Annotated in this window: 19 protein-coding genes and 4 tRNA genes; 2 read left to right on the plus strand and 21 right to left on the minus strand. The window is 64.0% G+C overall.

What is annotated here, in order from left to right; all coding sequences use genetic code 11:
- Positions 1-2: 2 nt before the first annotated feature.
- From rplW to D0B54_RS20085, 21 genes are all read right to left on the minus strand, one after another.
- Positions 3-308, minus strand: a complete 306-nt coding sequence (gene rplW / locus D0B54_RS19985; RefSeq protein ID WP_117293487.1) for a 50S ribosomal protein L23 — start codon at positions 306-308, stop codon at positions 3-5.
- Complete coding sequence (gene rplD / locus D0B54_RS19990) at positions 305-910, minus strand: 50S ribosomal protein L4 (RefSeq protein WP_117293489.1); 606 nt, start codon at positions 908-910, stop codon at positions 305-307. Before rplD ends, rplW begins: the two co-directional genes overlap by 4 nt.
- Positions 911-932: 22 nt before the next feature.
- Entirely contained in the window at positions 933-1571 is a 639-nt protein-coding gene (rplC, locus tag D0B54_RS19995) for a 50S ribosomal protein L3 (RefSeq protein WP_117293491.1), read from the minus strand.
- An 11-nt stretch (positions 1572-1582) separates the two neighbouring features.
- A complete protein-coding gene (rpsJ, locus tag D0B54_RS20000) occupies positions 1583-1900 on the minus strand; it encodes a 30S ribosomal protein S10 (protein WP_104229931.1) in 318 nt (105 codons plus the stop codon).
- A gap of 87 nt (positions 1901-1987) precedes the next feature.
- A complete protein-coding gene (gene tuf / locus D0B54_RS20005; protein ID WP_117293493.1) occupies positions 1988-3181 on the minus strand; it encodes an elongation factor Tu in 1194 nt (397 codons plus the stop codon).
- Positions 3182-3232: 51 nt separating this feature from the next.
- Entirely contained in the window at positions 3233-5326 is a 2094-nt protein-coding gene (fusA, locus tag D0B54_RS20010; protein WP_117293495.1) for an elongation factor G, read from the minus strand.
- Positions 5327-5362: 36 nt separating this feature from the next.
- Positions 5363-5836 (minus strand): 30S ribosomal protein S7, encoded by a 474-nt coding sequence (rpsG, locus tag D0B54_RS20015; protein ID WP_117293497.1) that lies wholly within the window; start codon positions 5834-5836, stop codon positions 5363-5365.
- A 65-nt stretch (positions 5837-5901) separates the two neighbouring features.
- Positions 5902-6306: a 30S ribosomal protein S12 gene (rpsL, locus tag D0B54_RS20020; protein ID WP_104232428.1), complete on the minus strand. Its 405-nt coding sequence runs from the start codon at positions 6304-6306 to the stop codon at positions 5902-5904.
- A gap of 315 nt (positions 6307-6621) precedes the next feature.
- A complete protein-coding gene (rpoC, locus tag D0B54_RS20025; RefSeq protein ID WP_117293499.1) occupies positions 6622-10899 on the minus strand; it encodes a DNA-directed RNA polymerase subunit beta' in 4278 nt (1425 codons plus the stop codon).
- A 29-nt stretch (positions 10900-10928) separates the two neighbouring features.
- On the minus strand, positions 10929-15080 hold the full coding sequence (gene rpoB / locus D0B54_RS20030) for a DNA-directed RNA polymerase subunit beta (RefSeq protein ID WP_117293501.1): 4152 nt from the start codon (positions 15078-15080) through the stop codon (positions 10929-10931).
- A gap of 192 nt (positions 15081-15272) precedes the next feature.
- Positions 15273-15650, minus strand: a complete 378-nt coding sequence (gene rplL / locus D0B54_RS20035; protein ID WP_117293503.1) for a 50S ribosomal protein L7/L12 — start codon at positions 15648-15650, stop codon at positions 15273-15275.
- Between the two features lie 55 nt (positions 15651-15705).
- Positions 15706-16233 (minus strand): 50S ribosomal protein L10, encoded by a 528-nt coding sequence (gene rplJ / locus D0B54_RS20040; RefSeq protein ID WP_117293505.1) that lies wholly within the window; start codon positions 16231-16233, stop codon positions 15706-15708.
- A gap of 217 nt (positions 16234-16450) precedes the next feature.
- Positions 16451-17146: a 50S ribosomal protein L1 gene (gene rplA / locus D0B54_RS20045; protein WP_117293506.1), complete on the minus strand. Its 696-nt coding sequence runs from the start codon at positions 17144-17146 to the stop codon at positions 16451-16453.
- 3 nt (positions 17147-17149) lie between these two features.
- The gene (gene rplK / locus D0B54_RS20050) at positions 17150-17581 is read right to left on the minus strand and encodes a 50S ribosomal protein L11 (RefSeq protein WP_117293508.1); all 432 of its coding nucleotides are present in this window, start codon (positions 17579-17581) and stop codon (positions 17150-17152) included.
- A gap of 60 nt (positions 17582-17641) precedes the next feature.
- Positions 17642-18175 carry a transcription termination/antitermination protein NusG gene (nusG, locus tag D0B54_RS20055; protein ID WP_117293510.1) on the minus strand — a complete coding sequence of 178 codons (534 nt, stop codon included), beginning with the start codon at positions 18173-18175 and terminating at the stop codon, positions 17642-17644.
- Position 18176: 1 nt separating this feature from the next.
- Complete coding sequence (gene secE / locus D0B54_RS20060; RefSeq protein WP_240433472.1) at positions 18177-18494, minus strand: preprotein translocase subunit SecE; 318 nt, start codon at positions 18492-18494, stop codon at positions 18177-18179.
- Between the two features lie 115 nt (positions 18495-18609).
- Positions 18610-18685: transfer RNA gene (locus D0B54_RS20065), tRNA-Trp, on the minus strand.
- Positions 18686-18765: 80 nt separating this feature from the next.
- Positions 18766-19959 carry an elongation factor Tu gene (gene tuf / locus D0B54_RS20070; protein WP_117293493.1) on the minus strand — a complete coding sequence of 398 codons (1194 nt, stop codon included), beginning with the start codon at positions 19957-19959 and terminating at the stop codon, positions 18766-18768.
- A gap of 148 nt (positions 19960-20107) precedes the next feature.
- A tRNA-Thr gene (locus tag D0B54_RS20075) sits at positions 20108-20183 on the minus strand.
- 28 nt (positions 20184-20211) lie between these two features.
- Positions 20212-20285 (minus strand) — tRNA-Gly (locus tag D0B54_RS20080).
- A gap of 23 nt (positions 20286-20308) precedes the next feature.
- A tRNA-Tyr gene (locus D0B54_RS20085) sits at positions 20309-20394 on the minus strand.
- A gap of 198 nt (positions 20395-20592) precedes the next feature.
- On the opposite strand from D0B54_RS20085, the gene D0B54_RS20090 reads away from it, so the two are divergent.
- Positions 20593-21747, plus strand: coding sequence for an alkaline phosphatase family protein (locus D0B54_RS20090; RefSeq protein ID WP_117293514.1), 1155 nt, complete (start codon positions 20593-20595; stop codon positions 21745-21747).
- A 1-nt stretch (position 21748) separates the two neighbouring features.
- Positions 21749-23380: a hypothetical protein gene (locus tag D0B54_RS20095; protein WP_117293516.1), complete on the plus strand. Its 1632-nt coding sequence runs from the start codon at positions 21749-21751 to the stop codon at positions 23378-23380.
- The last annotated feature ends 7 nt before the right edge of the window (positions 23381-23387 follow it).

Consider the following 23387-nt stretch of genomic DNA (forward strand, 5'->3'; position numbering starts at 1 on the left):
CGTTAAGCGGCGGCGTTGCTGCCGACGAAGTCAATCTGCTGACCCTCGGCGAGCGTGACGTAGGCTTTCTTCCAGTCCGAACGGCGACCGTTGAACTGACCAAAGCGCTTGTTCTTGCCCTTCATGACCAGCGTCTGCACGCCCGTCACCTTGACATTGAACAGCTTCTCGACCGCTTCGCGGATTTCCGACTTCTCGGCATCGCGGAGGACCTTGAAGACGGCCTGGTTGCGCTTCTCGGCGACGCGGGTCGCCTTCTCGGAGATCACCGGCGCGAGGATGATCTGATGCATGCGCTCGACGTTCATTGCAGCCAAGCCTCCAGCTTCTTCACGGCGTCGGCAGTCATCAGCACCTTCTGGTGCTGCAGCAGCGCGACGGGGTTGAGGGCTTCGACGTCGCAGACCGCCACTTTGTGCAGGTTGCGCGAGGAAAGGAACAGGTTCTTGTCCAGCTCGCCGGTCACGATCAGGATGTCCTGAGTGCCCAGCTGCTCGAGCTGCTTGACCAGACCCTGGGTCTTGATCGCGTCGACCGTGAAGGTCTCGGCAATCACCAGGTGACCCTGGCGGGCCAGCTCGGCAATGATCGAGCGCAGGGCGCCGCGATACATCTTGCGGTTGACCTTCTGCGAGTGATCACGGGGCGAAGCCGCGAAGGTGCGACCGCCGCCACGCCACAGGGGCGAGCGGATCGAGCCGGCACGGGCGCGGCCCGAGCCCTTCTGCTTCCAGGGCTTCTTGCCGCCGCCGGAGACTTCACCCTTGGCGAGCTGACCTTTGGTGCCCGCGCGGCCGGCTGCCATGTAGGCAGTCACGACCTGGTGGATCAGGCCTTCGTTGTATTCGGCGCCGAAGACGGCGTCCGAAACAGAGATTTTGGTGGCGCTATTATGCAGTTCAATATCCATAGCCGTTTTTCCCCAGTGGGCCTTATGCCTTCACCGTGGGGCGCACGATGACATCGCCATTCGCAGCGCCCGGCACAGCCCCCTTGACCAGCAGGAGGTTGCGTTCCAAATCGATCTTCACCAGATCCAGGTTGAGAGCCGTCACACGGTCGTTACCCATGTGGCCAGCCATCTTCTTGCCTTTGAACACACGGCCCGGACTCTGACGCTGGCCGATAGAACCCGGCGAGCGGTGGGAGAGCGAGTTACCGTGCGTTGCGCGACCACCGCCGAAGCCGTGGCGCTTGATGACACCGGCAAAACCCTTGCCGATGCTGGTGCCCGTGACATCGACGGCCTTGACGCCGTCGAACACGTTCACCTTGATTTCAGACCCCATCTGGAAATCGGCGCCTTCGCCGTCGTCCAGACGAATTTCCCAGAGACCACGACCCGGAGCAACACCGGCCTTCTTGTAGATGCCGGTCAGCGCCTTGTTCACGCGGCTGGCCTTCTGCTCGCCCACGGCGACCTGCACGGCACGGTAGCCGTCGACCTCCACGGTCTTGACCTGAGTCACGCGGTTGGGCGTGCACTCGATCACCGTCACCGGGATGGACGCGCCTTCCGGGGTGAACACACGGGTCATGCCCGCCTTACGTCCTACGATTGCAATCGACATGTCCTATCTCCTTAGTTCAGCGAGATCTGGACTTCGACGCCCGCGGGCAGGTCGAGCTTCGACAGTGCGTCCACGGTCTTTTCCGTGGGGTCGATGATCTGCATGAGCCGCTTGTGCGTGCGGATTTCGTACTGGTCACGCGCACTCTTGTCGACGTGCGGCGAGGCGAGGACGGTGAAGCGTTCCTTGCGGGTCGGCAGCGGGATGGGCCCGCGAACGACGGCGCCGGTGCGCTTCGCCGTTTCGACGATCTCGCGCGCAGACTTGTCGATCAGGCGGTGATCGAAAGCCTTGAGCCGGATGCGAATAGATTGGCTGGTCGCGGCCATGCTTGGTCTCAGGTCTTAAAGAACGTGGAACAAAAGGGGCGCGAATTATATTCGCGCCCCCGGAAAAAGTAAACCTCTACCGCTTTTTTACGCGAGAATCTTCGTCACGACGCCGGCGCCGACGGTACGACCGCCCTCGCGAATGGCGAAACGAACACCCTCTTCCATGGCGATCGGGTTGATCAGCTCAACCAGCATCTGCACGTTGTCGCCCGGCATCACCATTTCCTGCTCGAACGTGATCGAACCGGTCACGTCGGTGGTGCGGAAGTAGAACTGCGGACGGTAACCCTTGAAGAACGGCGTGTGACGGCCGCCCTCTTCCTTGGTCAGCACGTAAACCTCGCCATTGAACTTGGCGTGAGGCTTGATCGTGCCCGGCTTGCACAGCACCTGGCCGCGCTCGACGTCTTCCTTCTTGGTGCCGCGCAGCAGCAGGCCGACGTTGTCGCCCGCCTGGCCCTGGTCCAGCAGCTTGCGGAACATCTCGACGCCCGTGACGATGGTCTTCTGGGTGTCGCGGATGCCGACGATCTCGACTTCTTCGCCAACCTTGACGATGCCACGCTCGATACGGCCGGTCACCACGGTGCCGCGGCCAGAGATGGAGAACACGTCTTCCACCGGCAGCAGGAACGGCTTGTCGGTCTCGCGCGGCGGCTCCGGGATCCAGGTGTCCAGGGCGTCATACAGCTCCTGGAGCTTGGCTACCCACTCGGCGTCGCCCTGGATGGCCTTGACGGCAGCACCGCGGATCACCGGGGTGTTGTCGCCGTCGAAACCGTACTTGCTCAGCAGGTCGCGCACTTCCATCTCGACCAGGTCGAGCAGTTCGGCGTCGTCGACCAGGTCGCACTTGTTCAGCCAGACCACGATCTTCGGAACGTTGACCTGCTTGGCCAGCAGCACGTGCTCGCGGGTCTGCGGCATCGGGCCGTCGGTCGCCGACACGACCAGGATCGCGCCGTCCATCTGCGCGGCACCGGTGATCATGTTCTTGACGTAGTCCGCGTGACCCGGGCAGTCAACGTGCGCGTAGTGGCGGTTGGCGGTTTCGTACTCGACGTGGCTGGTGGCGATCGTCAGGATCTTGGTCGCGTCGCGACGGCCCTGGCTCTCGGAGGCCTTGGCCACCTGGTCGTAAGGCACGTACAGGCCACCGAACTTGTCCGCAGACACCTTCGTCAGCGCAGCCGTCGTCGTGGTCTTGCCATGGTCAACGTGACCAATCGTGCCCACGTTCACGTGCGGCTTCTTGCGCTCGAATTTTTCCTTTGCCATTGCTCTTAACCTTGAAAATTAGCGATACGGACTGCGATTCGGAGGTAAAACTTACTTCTTGTTCAGTGCTTCCAGGACGTTACGCGGCGCGTCCTGGTACTTCTTGAATTCCATCGTGTAGGTCGCGCGACCCTGGCTCATGGAGCGCAGCGTGGTCGAGTAACCGAACATTTCGGCCAGCGGCACTTCGGCGGAAACCACCTTGGCGCCGAAGTTGTCTTCCATGCCCAGGATCACGCCGCGACGACGGTTGAGGTCGCCCATGACGTCGCCGGTGTAATCTTCCGGGGTTTCCACTTCGACGCTCATGATCGGCTCGAGCAGCACCGGGCTGGCCTTCTGGCAGCCTTCCTTGAAGGCCATCGAGGCGGCAACGCGGAACGCGATTTCGCTGGAGTCGACTTCGTGGTACGAACCGTCGGTCAGCGAGATCTTGATGTCGACCACCGGGTAACCGGCGAGCACACCCGTCTTGATCGCGTCCTTGAGGCCCTTGTCGACCGCCGGGATGAATTCCTTCGGAATGACGCCGCCGACGATCTCGTTGACGAACTCGTAGCCCTTGCCGGTTTCGTTCGGCTCGATCGTGAGCCAGACGTGGCCGAACTGGCCCTTGCCGCCGGACTGCTTGGCGTACTTGCCTTCCTGCTCGACCTTCTTGCGGATGGTTTCGCGGTAGGCAACCTGCGGCGCACCGACGTTGGCCTCCACGTTGTACTCACGCTTCATGCGGTCAACGAGGATTTCCAGATGCAGCTCGCCCATGCCGGACATGATGGTCTGGCCGGTTTCTTCGTCGGTCTTGACGCGGAAGGACGGATCTTCCTGAGCCAGGCGGCTGAGGGCGACACCCATCTTTTCCTGGTCAGCCTTGGTCTTCGGCTCGACAGCCTGGCTGATGACCGGCTCCGGGAAGACCATGCGCTCGAGCACGACCGGCTTGTTCTGGTCGGCCAGCGTGGTGCCGGTATAGACGTCCTTCAGGCCGACGCAGGCGGCGATGTCGCCGGCATGCACTTCGGTGATCGCCTGCTGCTCGTTGGCATGCATCTGCACGAGGCGACCGATACGCTCGGTCTTGCCGTTGCGCGAGTTGTACACCGCGTCGCCCTGCTTCAGCACGCCCGAGTAGACGCGGATGAAGGTCAGCGCGCCGACGTACTTGTCGGTCATGATCTTGAACGCCAGCGCCGAGAACGGCTCGTCGTCCTGCGCCCTGCGCGTGATCAGCTCTTCGTAATTGTCGACGTCGTGCGCATCCAGCGGCGGCACGTCGGTCGGCGCCGGCAGATACTCGACGACGGCGTCGAGCATGGCCTGCACGCCCTTGTTCTTGAACGCCGAGCCGCAAAGCATCGGGAATATCTCGAGAGCCAGCGTACGCTGGCGCAGGGCGAGCTTGAGCTCGGCCTCTTCCAGTTCGCCCGTCTCGAGGTACTTGTTCATCAGCTCTTCGCTGGCCTCGGCAGCCGCCTCGACCATGTTCTCGCGCCACTTCTTGGCGGTCTCGACCAGGTCGGCGGGGATTTCGCCGTAGGTGAAGCTGACGCCCTTGTCGGCCTCGCTCCAGATGATCGCCTTCATCTTGACCAGATCGACCACGCCCTGGAACTTGTCCTCGGCGCCGATGGGGATCTGGATGGGCACCGGGTTGGCGCGCAGCTTTTCCTTGATCTGCTTGACGACCTTGAAGAAGTCGGCACCGGTACGGTCCATCTTGTTGACGAACGCGAGGCGCGGAACCTTGTACTTGGTGGCCTGGCGCCACACGGTCTCGGACTGCGGCTGAACGCCACCGACCGCGCAGTACAGCATGCAGGCGCCGTCGAGCACGCGCATGGAGCGCTCGACTTCGATCGTGAAGTCGACGTGCCCCGGGGTGTCGATGATGTTGATGCGATGCTGGTCGAACTGGCTGGCCATGCCTTTCCAGAACGTCGTGGTCGCAGCGGAGGTGATCGTGATGCCACGCTCCTGCTCCTGCTCCATCCAGTCCATCGTCGCGGCGCCGTTATGCACCTCGCCGATCTTGTGGTTGACGCCGGTGTAGAACAGCACGCGCTCGGTGGTGGTGGTCTTGCCCGCGTCGATGTGCGCGGAGATACCGATGTTGCGATAACGCTCGATGGGCGTAATGCGTGCCATTAGAAGCTCGAGATTCCTAAAGAATGGGGAACAGGCTTACCAGCGGAAGTGCGCGAAGGCCTTGTTGGCCTCGGCCATGCGATGCGTGTCTTCACGCTTCTTCACAGCGGCGCCACGGTGCTCGACGGCGTCGATCAGCTCGCCGGCCAGGCGGTCGATCATGCCCTTCTCGCCGCGGTTGCCGGCGGCGTCGAGAATCCAGCGCATCGCCAGCGTGACGCGGCGGGTGGCGCGGACTTCAACCGGGACCTGGTAGGTCGCACCACCGACGCGGCGGGACTTGACCTCGACCGTCGGGGCGACGTTGTCGAAAGCGTTCTGGATGAACTCGACCGGCTCGGTCACCTTCTTCTTGGCGATGACCTGCTCGATCGCACCGTAGACGATCTTCTCGGCCACGGCCTTCTTGCCGTCCTCCATCACCATGTTGATGAACTTGGACAGCATCTGCGACTTGAACTTGGGGTCGGGAAGAACCTTGCGGATTTCCGGCTTGCGACGACGCGACATATTGAATTCCTCTGTGGGTCTTCAGGAGCAGAAAATCTGCGCCTTACTCGGGCCTGAGCCCGTCTTTACTTCTTCTTGCCGGCCGCCGGAGCAGCACCGGCCTTGGGACGCTTGGCGCCGTACTTGGAACGGCTCTGGCGGCGCTTGTCGATGCCCGCGCAGTCGAGCGTGCCGCGAACGGTGTGGTAGCGCACACCGGGAAGATCTTTTACGCGGCCACCGCGGATCATTACGACAGAATGCTCCTGCAGGTTGTGGCCTTCGCCGCCGATGTAGGAGATGACCTCGAACCCATTGGTGAGGCGCACCTTGCAGACCTTGCGCAGAGCCGAGTTCGGCTTCTTCGGGGTCGTGGTGTAGACGCGGGTGCAGACGCCGCGCTTCTGCGGCGAGCCCGTGAGCGCAGGCACTTTGGACTTGGTCTCCAGGGTGGAGCGGCCCTTGCGCACTAGCTGGTTGATCGTTGGCACGTTGGTACTTCCCGGCTTGGCAAAGAAAAGACGGACCACAAGAAAGGGCCCGTCGGGAAAGGGCGCGCATCATAGACAGGAGGCCCTTTAGTGTCAACTCTTTAGGGGAGTCAAAACAGGCACTTGTCAACACCGTGGAGCGCTTGCTGCGCTGCTCTTCCGGCCATGCTGCGACGCTGGTTATATAGCGCTTAACAAAGCACTACTACTCAATACTTTTTCACAGATTGTCAGCTTTTGTTCCTACCCGTGCCGACGGAAAAGCCCCGCGCTGGGCGGGGCTTTTCCGTTTCACGGAAACCCGGAAACCGGGTTTCAATCCTCGGAGGCTTCTTCCTCGGTGTCACCGCGCTCGGCAACGCCCTCGGACTCCTCGTCTTCCACGGCGGCCGAGAGACGGGCCGCCAGGCGATCGCCGGAGTTGGCCTCGAAGCTGCCGGTGCTGTTCAGCGCCGCAGCCTGGAGGTCGGCCAGCAGGCTGCCGCCACGCGCCTTGCGGCGCTGCTCGTGGTAGGCCAGGCCCGTACCGGCCGGGATCAGGCGGCCGACGATGACGTTCTCCTTGAGGCCACGCAGCTCGTCGCGGGAACCGCGCACGGAGGCCTCGGTGAGCACGCGCGTGGTTTCCTGGAACGAAGCCGCCGAGATGAACGACTCGGTCGACAGCGAGGCCTTGGTGATGCCCAGCAGCTGGCGCTCGAAGTTCGAGGACCGGCCGCCATTGGCAACGATCTTCTTGTTCTCGGCCAGGACCTGGAAGATCTCGACCTGCTCACCGGTGAGGAAGCGGGTATCGCCCGTCTCCGTGATCTCCACCTTGCGCAGCATCTGGCGGATGATCGTCTCGATGTGCTTGTCGTTGATCTTCACGCCCTGCAGGCGGTAGACGTCCTGGATTTCCTTGACGAGGTAGTTCGCCAGCGCGGTCACACCCTGCAGGCGCAGGATGTCGTGCGGGCTCGGCTCGCCGTCGGAAATGATTTCGCCCTTTTCGACGTGTTCACCTTCGAACACACGGATTTCCACCCACTTGGGTACCAGGATCTCGACTTCTTCACCGTCGCCCTGGACGATCTTGATGCGCTGCTTGCCCTTGGTGCCGGGGCCGAACTTGATGGTGCCGTTGGCTTCCGCCAGGACCGCCGGTTCCTTCGGCTTGCGGGCCTCGAACAGGTCGGCGACGCGCGGCAGACCGCCGGTGATGTCGCGCGACTTGGAGGCTTCCTGCGGGATACGGGCAATGACGCCGCCCACATTCACTTCGTCGCCGTCCTCGACCGTGATGATCGCCTTGGGCGGCAGGGTGTAGGCCGCCGGGATGTCGGTGCCGGGGAAGCTGAGCTGCTTGCCCTTGGCGTCGACCAGCATGATGGTCGGCTTCATGTCCTTGCCGGCCGAGCCACGCGACTTGGCGTCGGTGATCACCAGCGTGGCCATACCCGTCAGCGGGTCGGTCTCGCGGGTGACGGTCATGCCTTCCTGGAAGTCCTGGAACTTCACGAAGCCGGACAGCTCGGTGATGATCGGATGGGTATGCGGATCCCACTTGGCCAGGCGCTGGCCCGCCTTCAGTTCCTCACCGTCGCGCACCACGATGGTGGCGCCGTAGGGGATCTTGTAGCGCTCGCGCTCGCGGCCCTGGGCGTCGATCACGCCGATTTCACCGGAACGCGACACGGCCACCAGCAGCTTGTCCTTGTTCACGACGGTCTTGATGTTGTGCAGGCGCGCAGTACCGGCCGCGCGCGCGTCCACGCCGTCCTTGGAGGCCGCACGGGAGGCGGCACCACCGACGTGGAAGGTACGCATGGTCAGCTGGGTGCCCGGCTCGCCGATCGACTGGGCGGCGATGACGCCGACCGCTTCGCCGATGTTGACGATGTGGCCACGGGCCAGGTCGCGGCCGTAGCACTTGCCGCAGACACCGAAGGGCAGCTCGCAGGTGATCGGCGAACGGACCCAGACCTCGTCGACGCTGTTCTTTTCCAGCGTGTCGGCCCAGTGCTCGTCGATCATGGTGCCCTGCGGGATGACGACTTCGTCGTCGCCGCCCGGCTTGTAGACGTCGCGCAGCACCACGCGGCCCAGCACGCGGTCGCGCAGCGGCTCGAGGATGTCGCCACCCTCCACGATCGGCATCATCAGCAGGCCGTGCTCGGTGCCGCAGTCCTGGCCGGTGACGACCATGTCCTGCGCCACGTCCACCAGACGGCGGGTCAGGTAACCCGAGTTGGCGGTCTTGAGCGCCGTATCCGCGAGGCCCTTGCGGGCACCGTGGGTGGAGATGAAGTACTGCAGGACGTTCAGACCCTCGCGGAAGTTCGCGGTGATCGGCGTCTCGATGATCGAGCCGTCCGGCTTGGCCATCAGGCCGCGCATACCGGCCAGCTGGCGAATCTGCGCCTGGCTACCACGGGCGCCGGAGTCGGCCATCATGAACACGGAGTTGAACGAGGGCTGGCGCGCCTGCTTGCCGTCCTTGGTGGTCACGGCTTCGCTGCCGATACGCACCATCATCGCCTTGGAGATGTCGTCGTTGGCGCGCGACCAGATGTCGATCACGCGGTTCTTGCGCTCGCCCTGGGTGGTGAGACCCTGGTTGTACTCGGTGTCGACTTCCTTGACCTTGATTTCGGCGGCTTCGAGGATGTGGGCCTTCTCTTCCGGCACGATGATGTCATCGAGGCAGAAGGAGATGCCGGCACGGGTCGACATGCGGAAACCCGCGTACATGATCTGGTCGGCGAACACGACGGTGTCCTTGGTGCCGGCCTTGCGATACACGTAGTTGATGATGCGGCCGATTTCCTTCTTCGTCAGGGTCTTGTTGATGACCGAGAACGGGATGGTCTCCGGCAGGATGTCGGACAGCAGGGCGCGGCCGGTCGTCGTGTCGACGATGTGCGTGATCTTCTCGCCGGCTTCGGTGATGTCGTTCAGGCGGACCTTGATCTTGGCCTGCAGGTCGAGCTCGCCGTTCTCGTAGGCGCGGTGCACCTCGGAAACGTCGGCCAGCACCATGCCCTCGCCCTTGGCGTTGACGCGCTCACGCGACAGCCAGTACAGGCCGAGAATGACGTCCTGCGACGGCACGATGATCGGATCGCCCGACGCCGGCGACAGGATGTTGTTGGTCGACATCATCAGCACGCGCGCTTCGATCTGCGCTTCCAGCGACAGCGGCACGTGGACGGCCATCTGGTCGCCGTCGAAGTCGGCGTTGAACGCCGTGCAGACCAGCGGGTGCAGGTTGATCGCCTTGCCTTCGATCAGGATCGGCTCGAAGGCCTGGATGCCCAGGCGATGCAGCGTCGGCGCGCGGTTCAGCAGAACCGGATGCTCCTTGATGCACTCTTCCAGCGCGTCCCAGACCACCGGCTCTTCGCGCTCGACCATCTTCTTCGCCGCCTTGATGGTGGTGGCGATGCCCAGGCGCTGCAGGCGCGAGAAGACGAAGGGCTTGAACAGCTCCAGCGCCATCTTCTTCGGCAGGCCGCACTGGTGCAGCTTCAGCGTCGGGCCGACCACGATGACCGAACGGCCGGAGTAGTCGACGCGCTTGCCGAGCAGATTCTGGCGGAAACGACCCTGCTTGCCCTTGATCATGTCGGCGAGCGACTTGAGCGGGCGCTTGTTGGTGCCGGTGATCGCGCGGCCGCGGCGGCCGTTGTCGATCAGGGCGTCAACCGACTCCTGCAGCATGCGCTTTTCGTTGCGCACGATGATGTCCGGCGCGGTCAGCTCGAGCAGGCGCTTGAGGCGGTTGTTGCGGTTGATGACGCGGCGGTACAGATCGTTGAGATCCGAGGTCGCGAAGCGGCCGCCGTCCAGCGGCACCAGCGGGCGCAGGTCCGGCGGCAGCACCGGCAGCACGGTCAGGATCATCCATTCCGGACGGTTGCCCGAGGAGATGAAGTATTCGATCAGCTTGAGGCGCTTGCCGAGCTTCTTGAGCTTGGTCTCGGACGTCGTGCCGGCGAGTTCCTCGCGCAGGCGCATCGCTTCCTTCTGCAGGTCGATGCCCTTGAGCAGGTCATGCACGGCCTCGGCACCCATGCGGGCGTCGAAGTCGTCGCCGTGCTGCTCGACGTTGTTGAGATAGTCCTCTTCGGTCAGCAGCGTGCCCTTCTCCAGCGGAGTCAGGCCCGGGTCGACGACGATGTGTGCTTCGAAGTAGAGCACTCGCTCGATGGCGCGCAGCGGCATGTCCAGCAGCAGGCCGATACGGCTCGGCAGCGACTTGAGGAACCAGATGTGCGCGACCGGCGAAGCCAGGTCGATGTGGCCCATGCGCTCGCGGCGCACCTTGGTCACGGTGACTTCGACGCCGCACTTCTCGCAGACCACGCCGCGGTGCTTGAGGCGCTTGTACTTGCCGCACAGGCACTCGTAGTCCTTGATGGGCCCGAAGATCTTGGCGCAGAACAGGCCGTCGCGCTCCGGCTTGAAGGTGCGGTAGTTGATCGTTTCCGGCTTCTTGACCTCGCCGTACGACCAGGACCGGATCACCTCGGGCGACGACAGGCCGATCTTGATGGCGTCGAAGTCCTCGGCTTCCTCGGGATTGCGGAGCAGATTGAACAGTTCTTTCATGGGTAACTCCTAATATCTGTCCGGGTGCCTTACTGGTTCTGTTCCAGCTCGATGTTCAGACCGATCGAGCGGATTTCCTTGACCAGCACGTTGAACGACTCCGGCATGCCAGCATGCATGCGGTGATCGCCGTCAACGATGGCCTTGTACATGCGGGTACGGCCGTTGGTGTCGTCGGACTTCACCGTCAGCATTTCCTGCAGCGTGTACGCGGCGCCGTAGGCTTCCAGCGCCCAGACTTCCATTTCTCCGAAGCGCTGGCCACCGAACTGCGCCTTGCCGCCCAGCGGCTGCTGGGTAACGAGCGAGTACGGACCGGTCGAACGCGCGTGCATCTTGTCGTCGACCAGGTGGTTCAGCTTCAGCATGTACATGTAGCCGACCGTGACCTGGCGCGAGAACGGCTCGCCGGTACGACCGTCGGTGAGGGTCGCCTGGCCGTTGCGCGGCAGGCCCGCCAGCTCCAGCATGTCCTTCAGCTCTTCCTCGGAAGCGCCGTCGAACACCGGGGTCGACATCGGCACGCCACCGGTCAGGTTGCGCGCAAGGCCGATGACCTCCTCGTCGGTGAACTGCTCGAGGTTGACCGACTGCACACCGGTGCTGGTCTTGTTGTAGATCTTGTCGAGGAACTTGCGCAGCTCGCCGATCGCCTTCTGCTGCTTGAGCATGTCGTCGATCTTCTTGCCGATGCCCTTGGCCGCCCAGCCCAGATGGACTTCGAGCAGCTGGCCGATGTTCATGCGCGAAGGCACGCCCAGCGGGTTGAGCACGATGTCGACGGGGGTGCCGTCATCCATGTGCGGCATGTCCTCCACCGGCACGATCTGCGAGATCACGCCCTTGTTGCCGTGGCGACCGGCCATCTTGTCGCCCGGCTGGATGCGGCGCTTCACGGCCAGGTAGACCTTGACCATCTTCAGCACGCCCGGCGACAGCTCGTCGCCAGCGGTGATCTTGCGCTTCTTGTTCTCGTAGCGCTTGTCGAACTCCGAGCGCATGTCCTTGAGCTGCTTGGCGGCGCCTTCCAGCTGGTTCTGGGCTTCGTCCTCCTGCAGGCGAATCTCGAACCACTTCTCGCGCTCGATGCCGTCGAGGTAGGCCGCGGTGACCTTCTCGCCCTTCTTCAGCTTGTTGGGGCCGCCGTCGGCGACCTTGCCCAGCAGGATCTTGCGCAGACGATCGTAGATGTCGTCCTCGAAGATGCGCTGCTGGTCGTTCAAGTCCTTGCGCACGGAAGCCAGTTCGGACTCCTCGATCGCCAGGGCACGCTTGTCCTTCTTGACGCCTTCACGCGTGAACACGCGCACGTCGATGACGGTGCCGTCCATGCCGGCCGGCACGCGCAGCGAGGTGTCCTTCACGTCGCTGGCCTTCTCGCCGAAGATCGCGCGCAGCAGCTTCTCTTCCGGCGTCAGCTGGGTCTCGCCCTTCGGAGTGACCTTGCCGCTCAGCAGATCGCCGGCCTTGACCTCGGCGCCGATGTAGACGATGCCGGCTTCATCCAGCTTGCGCAGGGCGGCCTCGTTGACGTTCGGGATGTCGGCGGTGATTTCCTCGGGCCCGAGCTTGGTTTCGCGGGCAACGCAGGTCAGCTCCTCGATGTGGATCGTGGTGAAGCGATCCTCCTCGACGACACGCTCCGAGATCAGGATCGAGTCCTCGAAGTTGTAGCCGTTCCAGGGCATGAACGCGATCAGCATGTTCTGGCCCAGCGCCAGCTCGCCCAGGTCGGTCGAAGGACCGTCGGCGATCACGTCGCCACGCGCGACGGTGTCGCCCGGCTTCACGATCGGCTTCTGGTTGATGCAGGTGTTCTGGTTGGAACGGACGTACTTGACGAAGTTGTAGATGTCCACGCCCGCTTCGCCGGCGACAGTCTCGTCGTCGTTGACGCGGATGACCACGCGGCCGGCGTCGACCTTTTCGACCAGGCCACCGCGGCGCGCCTGGATGGCGTTGCCGGAGTCGACCGCCACGCGGCGTTCGATGCCGGTACCGACCAGCGGCTTGTCGGCGCGCAGCGTCGGAACGGCCTGGCGCTGCATGTTCGAACCCATCAGGGCGCGGTTGGCGTCGTCATGCTCCAGGAACGGGATCAGCGCGGCAGCGACCGACACGATCTGGCGCGGCGACACGTCCATGTACTGGACCTTGTCCGGCGCCATCATGGTGAATTCGTTCTGGAAGCGCACCGACACCAGGTCGGCGCTGAACTGGTTCTTGGCGTTCAGCTCCGAGTTCGCCTGGGCGATGACGTAGCGGCCTTCTTCGATCGCGGACAGGTATTCCACCTGCTCGGTGACCTTGCCGTCGACGACCTTGCGGTAGGCGGTTTCCAGGAAGCCGTACTCGTTGGTCCGCGCGTAGCAGGCCAGCGAGTTGATCAGGCCGATGTTCGGGCCTTCAGGCGTTTCGATCGGGCAGACGCGACCGTAGTGGGTCGGGTGCACGTCGCGGACTTCGAAGCCGGCGCGCTCGCGCGTCAGGCCGCCCGGGCCGAGGGCGGACACGCGACGCTTGTGCGTGACCTCCGACAGCGGGTTGTTCTGGTCCATGAACTGCGACAGCTGCGACGAACCGAAGAACTCCTTGATCGCGGCCGACACCGGCTTGGCGTTGATCAGGTCCTGCGGCGTCAGGTTCTCGGCCTCGGCCAGCGCCAGGCGCTCGCGCACGGCGCGCTCGACGCGCACCAGGCCGGTGCGGAAGACGTTCTCGGTCATCTCGCCCACCGCACGGATGCGGCGGTTGCCGAGGTGGTCGATATCGTCGGTCTGCTGCTCGCCGTTGCGGATGGCGATGATCTCGCGCACCACGTCGACGATGTCGGAACGCTCACGGCCGAACTGCGCGAACAGCTTCTTGGAGTTCTCGTCGTTGAGCTTGTTGAACAGCTCGCCGTCGTACACCACGCCCGGGCCTTCGACGGTGTCGCGGCGCAGGCGGCGGTTGAACTTCATGCGGCCCACGGCCGACAGGTCGTACTTCTCGGGCGAGAAGAACATGCCGTGGAACAGCGCTTCGGCGGCTTCCTTGGTGGGCGGCTCGCCGGGGCGCATCATGCGATAGATCTCGACCAGGGCTTCCAGCTTGGTCTTGGTCGGATCGATGTTCAGCGTGGTGGAAATGTACGGACCCTTGTCCACGTCGTTGACGTAGAGGGCCGGGATTTCCTTGACGCCGGAGGCGCGCAGCTTGGGCAGCAGCTGCTCGGTGACTTCGGTGTTGGCGGCGGCCAGCACTTCGCCGGAGCTGCCGTCCACCAGGTCACGCGCGATGATCTTGCCGACCAGGTAGCTGTCGGGCACGGACAGGCGCTTGAGGCCGGCCTCGGCGATCATCTTGATGTGACGCGCCGTGATCAGCTTGCTCTCTTCGACCAGGGTCTTGCCGTCGGCAATGATGTCGAACTGGGCCTTCTCGCCCTTCAGGCGTTCCGGGATCAGGTCGAGGCTGGCGCCTTCCTTCTCGAGGCGGAAGGTGTTCTGCTCGTGGAACATCGCGAGCATCTGCTCGTTGTTGTAGCCCAGCGCGCGCAGCACGATGGTGACCGGCAGCTTGCGGCGGCGGTCGATACGGGCGAACAGGTTGTCCTTCGGGTCGTACTCGAAGTCCAGCCAGGAGCCGCGGTACGGAATGATGCGGGCCGAGTACAGCAGCTTGCCGGAGCTGTGGGTCTTGCCCTTGTCGTGGTCGAAGAACACGCCGGGCGAACGGTGCAGCTGCGACACGACGACACGCTCGGTGCCGTTGATGATGAAGGTGCCGTGATCGGTCATGAGCGGAACTTCGCCCAGGTAGACCTCCTGCTCACGCACGTCCTTGATCTTGCGCTCCTTGGACTCGCGGTCGAAGATCACCAGGCGCACGGTCACCTTGAGCGGCGCGGCGTAGGTCATGCCGCGCACGCGGCATTCCTTCTCTTCGAACACCGGCTCGTCGAGACGGTATTTCACGAACTCGAGGGCAGCGGCGTTGTTGTAGCTCACCATCGGGAAGACGGAGCGGAACGAGGCCTGCAGGCCGGAGTCGCGGCGCTTGCTTGCCTGGATTTCCGCCTGGAGAAAGTCCCGGTACGAATCGATCTGCGTCGCCAGCAGGTACGGGATCTCCAGCGTTTCCTTCAGCTTGCTGAAATCCTTGCGGATGCGCTTTTTCTCGGTGAACGAGTAGGCCATCGGAACCCTCATCAGTCTTGCGCGGTAGCGCGGTTACAAACTCAAACGTCTGGCCTGTAGCCAGGCGTTTGAGTTCGCTTTACAGCAAGCCCTTACGGGCGGAAACCGAAAATGGCAAGAGGCCGGGCGCTTTCGCGCCCAGCCCTTGCCTTGTCACTTCGAAGCAGCAGTCGAAGACAACGACGCGGTCGATTACTTGAGATCGGCCTTGCCGCCAGCTTCGTCCAGCTTCTTCTTCATTTCCTCGGCGGTCTTCTTGTCGACGCCATCCTTCACGGTCTGCGGAGCGCCTTCGACCAGGTCCTTGGCTTCCTTCAGACCCAGGCCGGTCAGCTCGCGCACGACCTTGATGACGTTGACCTTCTTGGCAGCGTCGATCGAGGACAGGACGACCGTGAACTCGGTCTTCTCTTCAACCACGGCGGCAGCAGCAGCCGGGCCGGCGGCGGCAACAGCCACCGGGGCAGCAGCGGACACGCCGAACTTGTCTTCGATCAGCTTGACGAGGTCAACCAGATCCAGAACGGTCAGGTTGGCGATACCGTCAAGAATTTCTTCTTTCGTAGCCATTTGTGAAACTCCAAATAAATGTTAAGTGTGAAAAGCCGAAACTTGAGGAGATGAACTAGGCAGCCTGCTTGGAGTCCGCCACGGCCTTGACGGCACGGGCAGCCTTCGCAGCGGGCTCCGCCAGGGTGGCGGCGAGCTTGGTAACCGGCGCCAGGAGGGTACCGGCCAGAATGGCCAGTGCCTGCTCGCGGGTCGGCATGGACGCCAGACGTTCGATGTCCTTGGCCCCGTACAGGGTGCCGCCGACCGCAACCGCCTTGACGACAAGCTTGTCGTTTTCCTTGGCGAAATCCCTGATCACGCGACCTACGGCACCCGGTTCCTCGAGGGAGAAACCGAGCACCAGGGGACCGGTCAGCGCGGGCACAAGGCACGCGAATTCGGTTCCCTCGACGGCGCGGACCGCCAGCGTGTTCTTCACCACGTGCAGATAGACGCCGTTTTCACGGGCCTTCGTGCGCAGGATGTCGAACTTGCCGGCCGTCAGGCCGCGATATTCCGCAGCAACGGCGGAATAGGCGCGCTTGGCGACTTCGTTCACTTCCGCAACCAGGGCCTTCTTGTCTTCCAGCTTGAGTGCCATCAGAACTCCTGGTTACTTCCTGTAAGGCCCTTCCCTTGCGGGTCAGGCCACCATGTTCGGTGCTCACGCACCGTCTGCGTATGCGGCCTTGCGGCCTTTAACATCGCCGGCCAACCGCTCCGGTTCCTACATACGGTCTTTGACGGCGTGGCTTTCACACCACGCTACCAAATCATCATCGGGCACCGGGTTTACCCCGGTGCCCGATCGAATCTGCTTACTCGGGCAGCGTCGAGATATCGACGCGCACGCCAGGGCCCATCGTCGTCGACAGGGTCACCTTGCGGATGTAGATACCCTTGGACGTGGCCGGCTTGGCGCGGCGCACGTCGCGCACGACGGCGATCAGGTTGTCCTTGATCTTGTCGGCGTCGAAGTTGGCCGAACCGATCGAGCAGTGCAGGATGCCTGCCTTGTCGGTGCGGAACTTGGCCATACCGGCCTTGGCGTTCTTCACCGCGCCGGCGACATCCGGGGTCACCGTGCCGGTCTTCGGGTTCGGCATCAGGCCGCGGGGACCGAGCACCTGGCCCAGACCGCCGACGATGCGCATCGCGGCCGGCTCGGCGATCACGACCTGATAGCTCAGGTCGCCGTCCTTCATCTTGGCGGCGAGGTCTTCCATGCCCACGGCGTCAGCGCCGGCGGCCCTGGCTTCTTCAGCCTTGGCGCCCTGCGCGAACACGGCAACGCGGACCGACTTGCCATTGCCGTGCGGCAGCACGGTGGAGCCGCGCACGTTCTGGTCGGACTTCTTGGCATCCACGCCCAGGTTGATGGACATGTCCACCGATTCCTTGAACTTGGCGGTGGCGCAAGCCTTGACCAGTTCGATGGCCTGCTCGAGCGTGTAGTGCTTGCCCTGCTCGACCTTGCCGGTCAGGGACTTCTGCTTCTTGGTGATCTTCGCCATGGCTTACTTCTCCACCACGTCGATGCCCATGGAACGGGCGGAACCGGCGATCAGGCGCATTGCGGCGTCCATGCTGCCGGCGTTCAGGTCGGGCATCTTGATCTTGGCGATCTCTTCGACCTGCTTCTTGGTGATCTTGCCCACCTTGTGGGTGTGCGGCGTCGGCGAACCGGACTCGATGCCAGCGGCCTTCTTGATCAGCACCGTGGCCGGAGCCGTCTTGGTGATGAACGTGAAGCTCTTGTCCGAGTAGACGGTGATCACGACCGGAGTCGGGATACCCGGCTCGAGCTTCTGCGTCGCTGCGTTGAACTCCTTGCAGAACGCCATGATGTTGACGCCGTTCTGGCCCAGCGCGGGACCGACCGGCGGCGCCGGGTTGGCCTTGCCTGCAGGAATCTGCAGCTTGATGTAGGCCGTTACTTTCTTAGCCATGTTTTACTCCTGATGGGTACGAACGCCTTGCGGCTCCCCGTGAAACAACGAAAAGGCCTTTTAAGCCTTCTCGACCTGTGAAAATTCGAGCTCGACCGGGGTCGAACGACCGAAGATCAGCACTGCGACGCGCAGGCGGTTCTTGTCGTAGTTGACCTCTTCGACCACGCCCTGGAAGTCCGCGAACGGGCCTTCCTTGACGCGGATCGCTTCGCCCGGCTCGAACAGCGTCTTGGGACGCGGCTTCTCGACGGACTCGGTGACGCGGTTCAAGATCTTTTCGGCTTCCTTGTCGGAAATCGGCGCCGGCTTGTCCGGCGTGCCGCCGATGAAGCCCATGACCTTGGGCGTGTTCTTGACCAGGTGCCAGGTGTCTTCGTTCATTTCCATCTGAACGAGCACGTAGCCCGGGAAGAACTTGCGCTCCGTGGTGCGCTTGACGCCATCCTTGATTTCCACGACCTCTTCGGTCGGAACCAGGATGTCGCCGAACTGCTCCTGCAGGCCCTGGCGCACGATGCGCTCCTTGAGGGCCCGCATGACGGAATTCTCGTACTGCGAATAAGCGTGAACGACGTACCAGCGCATGGTCATCTCAGGACCCTCGGCCGGTGAGTTTTTCGACGCCCCACAACAGGGCCGTATCCAGGCCCCAGAGCAGCACGGCCATGATCAGCACCACCACGGCGATCATCAGCGTCGCCTGGATGCTTTCCTGCTTGCTCGGCCATACGACCTTGCGCAGCTCGGTGCGGGCGCCGGTGACGTAACCCCACAGGGCCTTGCCCGGCGCGGTCTTGTAGGCGGCGAACAGGCCGGCGGCCAGGCCACCCAGCATGATCAGCCAGCGGACGGCCAGGTTGGCCTCCGCGAAGTAATAGAACGCGAACATGCCGCCGACCAACAGGGCCACGGCAACAATCAGCAGCGCCGTGTCCTTATGGGAGGAAACGGCTTGTTGTTCAGTGGTCTGGGTATCCATTAACCCTGGTCAACTCGTCAGTCACGGTGCTTTTTAACGCGGGGTATGGCAGGGCGAGAGGGTTTCGAACCCCCAACCTGCGGTTTTGGAGACCGCCGCTCTACCAGTTGAGCTATCGCCCTACGTTATCTACCGCGGTAAAGCCAAAAAGGGGCGCGGATTCTACGAGAATCCGCGCCCGCCTGTCAAAACACCGGGCTTTTTAGGCCAGGATCTTCGTCACGACGCCGGCGCCGACGGTACGACCGCCCTCGCGAATGGCGAAACGAACACCCTCTTCCATGGCGATCGGGTTGATCAGCTCAACCAGCATCTGCACGTTGTCGCCCGGCATCACCATTTCCTGCTCGAACGTGATCGAACCGGTCACGTCGGTGGTGCGGAAGTAGAACTGCGGACGGTAACCCTTGAAGAACGGCGTGTGACGGCCGCCCTCTTCCTTGGTCAGCACGTAAACCTCGCCATTGAACTTGGCGTGAGGCTTGATCGTGCCCGGCTTGCACAGCACCTGGCCGCGCTCGACGTCTTCCTTCTTGGTGCCGCGCAGCAGCAGGCCGACGTTGTCGCCCGCCTGGCCCTGGTCCAGCAGCTTGCGGAACATCTCGACGCCCGTGACGATGGTCTTCTGGGTGTCGCGGATGCCGACGATCTCGACTTCTTCGCCAACCTTGACGATGCCACGCTCGATACGGCCGGTCACCACGGTGCCGCGGCCAGAGATGGAGAACACGTCTTCCACCGGCAGCAGGAACGGCTTGTCGGTCTCGCGCGGCGGCTCCGGGATCCAGGTGTCCAGGGCGTCATACAGCTCCTGGAGCTTGGCTACCCACTCGGCGTCGCCCTGGATGGCCTTGACGGCAGCACCGCGGATCACCGGGGTGTTGTCGCCGTCGAAACCGTACTTGCTCAGCAGGTCGCGCACTTCCATCTCGACCAGGTCGAGCAGTTCGGCGTCGTCGACCAGGTCGCACTTGTTCAGCCAGACCACGATCTTCGGAACGTTGACCTGCTTGGCCAGCAGCACGTGCTCGCGGGTCTGCGGCATCGGGCCGTCGGTCGCCGACACGACCAGGATCGCGCCGTCCATCTGCGCGGCACCGGTGATCATGTTCTTGACGTAGTCCGCGTGACCCGGGCAGTCAACGTGCGCGTAGTGGCGGTTGGCGGTTTCGTACTCGACGTGGCTGGTGGCGATCGTCAGGATCTTGGTCGCGTCGCGACGGCCCTGGCTCTCGGAGGCCTTGGCCACCTGGTCGTAAGGCACGTACAGGCCGCCGAACTTGTCCGCAGACACCTTCGTCAGCGCGGCCGTCGTCGTGGTCTTGCCATGGTCAACGTGACCAATCGTGCCCACGTTCACGTGCGGCTTCTTGCGCTCGAATTTTTCCTTTGCCATCGAAGTCTCCGGGGTTACCGATTCTTAAGTGAAAGTAGCCTGAACGTGGTCCCGCGAGGGCGGGTTTCCATCTACGCCAAAACCCGCCACAGCCTGCCGGCCGGCGGGAAAAAAGATCGGGACCCGACACCGCGAATCCCTACATATATGGTGCCCACGAAAGGAATCGAACCTTCGACCTCACCCTTACCAAGGGTGTGCTCTACCGACTGAGCTACGTGGGCAATCTGTCATCTACAGCAACCGCGGTGCTGGAGCGGGAGACGGGAATCGAACCCGCGCTATCGGCTTGGAAGGCCGAAGTTCTACCATTGAACTACTCCCGCCAGGCAGACCCGCACAGCAAATCTGGTGGAGAGAGGTGGATTCGAACCACCGTAGGCGTAAGCCAGCAGATTTACAGTCTGCCCTCGTTGGCCGCTTGAGTATCTCTCCGCCGGTCCTCCGGCGCTTTCGCCCCCGAAGAGCCGCGTATTCTCGGGGCAAGGTGGGGTCGCGTCAAGTCAAAATCGGATGATTTTTTAGGCCTCTGGCAGGCATTAAATCACCATGACGTCATTACCGCGTCATAGAATCCGGCATCCACCCTGCTTTTTGCCCCAGGCAGCCCCTCCAGGCCACCCGAACCCCTCCATGCGCCTTCCCCACCCCGCTGCCTTCTTCCTTTCGCTGTCCGTGCTGCTGGTTTCCCTGGTCGCCTGCAGCGGCAACGGCAGCGGGGGCGGCGCCAGCCTGCCCAAGCGCGTCGGCCATGTCTTCGTGATCGTCCTGGAGAACAAGGACTACGCCAAGAGCTTCGCCGACGACTCCCTGGCCCCCTACCTGGCCAAGACCCTGGTGGCACAGGGCGCGCTGCTGCAGAACTACTACGGCATCGGTCACGTCAGCCTGGACAACTACATCGCCATGATCAGCGGCCAGGGGCCCAACCTGATCACCCAGACCGACTGCATCGTCTTCGCCGAGTTCGCCGGCAGCCCGCCGGTGGCGGCGCTCAACGGCCAGGCCGTGGGCCAGGGCTGCGTCTACCCCTCCAGCGTGACCAGCCTGCCGGACCAGCTGCGCGCCAAGGGCCTCTCCTGGAAGGGCTACATGGAGGACATGGGCGCCGAAGCCGGGCGCGAGGCGGCGACCTGCGCCCACCCTGCGATCGGCACGGTGGACAGCACCCAGGCAGCCAGCGAGCAGGACAGCTACGCCACCCGCCACAACCCCTTCATGTACTTCCACAGCGTGATCGACGACCAGGCCTACTGCGACGAGCGGGTGGTCAACCTGAACGCGCTGGCGGCCGACCTGCGCTCGGCGGCCACCACCCCGGCCTATTCCTTCATTACCCCCAGCCTCTGCCACGACGGCCACGATTCACCCTGCGCCAACGGCGAACCCGGCGGCCTGGAGTCGATCAACGGCTTCCTACAGGACTGGGTGCCGAAGATCCTGGCCTCCCCGGCCTTCCGCCAGGACGGCCTGCTGATCATCACCTTCGACGAGTCCGACGGCCCGCAGTCCGACTCCAGCGGCTGCTGCGGCGCCGGCCCCACGCCCAACAGCCTGCTGCCCGGCCTCACCGGCCTGGGCGGCGGCCGCGTCGGCGCGGTGCTGCTGTCGCCGCTGATCAAGCCCGGCACGGTGTCGATGCAGCCCTACAACCACTACTCGATGCTGCGCAGCGTGCAGGACCTGTTCGGCCTGCCCTATCTCGGCTACGCCGGCGCGTCGGCGCAAAAGAGCTTCGGCGAGGACGTCTTCACCGTGAAGATGCCGGAACTGCCGCCGAAGACCTGAGGTGCAGGCCCCGCGCGGTCCCGGCCTGCTGCTGGCCGCCGCGCTGGCGGCCTGCCAGCCATCGCCGCAGCCCCCCGCGCCGGCGGCCTACGACCCGCTGGCAGCCGCCACCGCGGCGGCCCAGGGGCGCATCGGCAACGTCGAGGCCGGCGTGCCGCCGCAGTGCTACACCCGCACCGGCGGCGAGTCGAACCCCTGCTGGGTCTGCCACACCACGGCCAACGGCGCCAACCGCGCCGACGACTGGGAACTGCAGCGCCGCTACGACTTCAGCGCGCTGGGCCGGACCAACCACTGGCACAACCTGTTCCGCGACCGCCGCGCCGGCATCGCCGCGATCGGCGACGCCGAAATCCTGGCCTGGATCCGCCAGGACAACTACGCCGCGCTGCGCCAGGCCATGGCGCGCATGCCGGACTTCCGCGGCTGGAGCCCCGACCTGGACTACCCGCGCGGCTTCGATGCCGCCGGCTTCGCCCGCGACGGCAGCGGCTGGCGCGCCTACCGCTACAAGCCCTTCCCCGGCACCTTCTGGCCCACCAACGGTGCCACCGACACGGCGATGATCCGCCTGCCGTTGGCCTTCCGCAGCGACGCGGCCGGGCGGCCTTCCGAGGGGGTGTACCGCGTGAACCTGGCGATCGTCGAGGCGGCAGTGGCCGTGCCGGACCGCGTGGCCGACGCCGCGCTGCGCCTGCCGGTGGAGGCGCTGGACGAAACCAGCGCCGGACTGGATCTGGATGGCGATGGCCGGCTGTCCTTCGGCGTGACCGGCCTGCGCGGCCTGCCGGCGCACTATGCCGGCGGCGCGGCCGGCATCGCGGTGCAGCGCTACAGCTACCCGCCGGGCACGGAGTTCCTGCACCCGGTGCACTACGTCGATCCGGACGCGCCGGAGCTGCGCGCCGCGCGGCTCAAGGAGCTGCGCTACTCACGCAAGGAGACCGCGGTGGATGCGCAGTCGGTGCGCCTGCACTACGAAGAGGAGGCCCGCGAGCGCGAGGTCGGCGGACGGGCGCACTACGCCGGCAATGCCTTCACCGGGCAGAGCAATGTCTTCGGCTGGCAGCTGCAGGGCTACATCGAGGACGCGCAGGGCCGGCTGCGCCTGCAGACGCGCGAGGAGCAGCTCTACTGCATGGGCTGCCACACCGGCATCGGCGTCACCGTGGACCAGAGCTTCAGCCTGCCGCGCAAGCTGCCCGGCGCCGAGGGCTGGGGATTGCAGCGCGTCGCCGGACAACGCGACACGCCGCAGGCCGGCGGCCGCAAGGGCGAGTACCGCCAGTACCTGCGGCGCACCGGTGGCGGCGATGAGTTCCGCGCCAACGCGGAGATGCTGTCACGGTTCTTCCGTGACGGGCGGCTCGATGAAAAGCGCGTGGATGCCGCACTGGCCAGCGAGCGCGGACTGCTGGAACTGGTCGCCCCCTCGCGCGAGCGGGCGCTGGCGCTGGGCAAGGCCTATCTCACCGTGGTGCGCGAGCAGTCCTATGCGCTGGGGCGCGATGCGCTGCTGGCGCCGCCGGTGAACGTGCACCAGCAGATCGAGGACCAGGAGACGGCACTGAAGGCCAGCGGGCGTGTGTACAAGGATGGGCGGATCTGGCTGGAGCCAGCAAAGACGCAATAGGCCGTCG

This window comes from Solimonas sp. K1W22B-7 (genome assembly GCF_003428335.1).
GTDB lineage: Bacteria > Pseudomonadota > Gammaproteobacteria > Nevskiales > Nevskiaceae > Solimonas_A.

Excerpts from the sequence above, each read along its gene's own strand:
- rplC (WP_117293491.1), bottom strand. The coding sequence starts at position 1,571 with ATGTCGATTGCAATCGTAGGACGTAAGGCGGGCATGACCCGTGTGTTC.
- rplD (WP_117293489.1), bottom strand. The coding sequence starts at position 910 with ATGGATATTGAACTGCATAATAGCGCCACCAAAATCTCTGTTTCGGAC.
- rplL (WP_117293503.1), bottom strand. The coding sequence starts at position 15,650 with ATGGCTACGAAAGAAGAAATTCTTGACGGTATCGCCAACCTGACCGTT.
- tuf (WP_117293493.1), bottom strand. The coding sequence starts at position 19,959 with ATGGCAAAGGAAAAATTCGAGCGCAAGAAGCCGCACGTGAACGTGGGC.
- tuf (WP_117293493.1), bottom strand. The coding sequence starts at position 3,181 with ATGGCAAAGGAAAAATTCGAGCGCAAGAAGCCGCACGTGAACGTGGGC.
- rplW (WP_117293487.1), bottom strand. The coding sequence starts at position 308 with ATGAACGTCGAGCGCATGCATCAGATCATCCTCGCGCCGGTGATCTCC.
- rplK (WP_117293508.1), bottom strand. The coding sequence starts at position 17,581 with ATGGCTAAGAAAGTAACGGCCTACATCAAGCTGCAGATTCCTGCAGGC.
- rpoB (WP_117293501.1), bottom strand. The coding sequence starts at position 15,080 with ATGGCCTACTCGTTCACCGAGAAAAAGCGCATCCGCAAGGATTTCAGC.
- rpsG (WP_117293497.1), bottom strand. The coding sequence starts at position 5,836 with ATGTCGCGTCGTCGCAAGCCGGAAATCCGCAAGGTTCTTCCCGACCCC.
- fusA (WP_117293495.1), bottom strand. The coding sequence starts at position 5,326 with ATGGCACGCATTACGCCCATCGAGCGTTATCGCAACATCGGTATCTCC.
- D0B54_RS20090 (WP_117293514.1), top strand. The coding sequence starts at position 20,593 with ATGCGCCTTCCCCACCCCGCTGCCTTCTTCCTTTCGCTGTCCGTGCTG.
- nusG (WP_117293510.1), bottom strand. The coding sequence starts at position 18,175 with ATGACCATGCGCTGGTACGTCGTTCACGCTTATTCGCAGTACGAGAAT.
- rplJ (WP_117293505.1), bottom strand. The coding sequence starts at position 16,233 with ATGGCACTCAAGCTGGAAGACAAGAAGGCCCTGGTTGCGGAAGTGAAC.
- rpsJ (WP_104229931.1), bottom strand. The coding sequence starts at position 1,900 with ATGGCCGCGACCAGCCAATCTATTCGCATCCGGCTCAAGGCTTTCGAT.
- rplA (WP_117293506.1), bottom strand. The coding sequence starts at position 17,146 with ATGGCGAAGATCACCAAGAAGCAGAAGTCCCTGACCGGCAAGGTCGAG.
- rpoC (WP_117293499.1), bottom strand. The coding sequence starts at position 10,899 with ATGAAAGAACTGTTCAATCTGCTCCGCAATCCCGAGGAAGCCGAGGAC.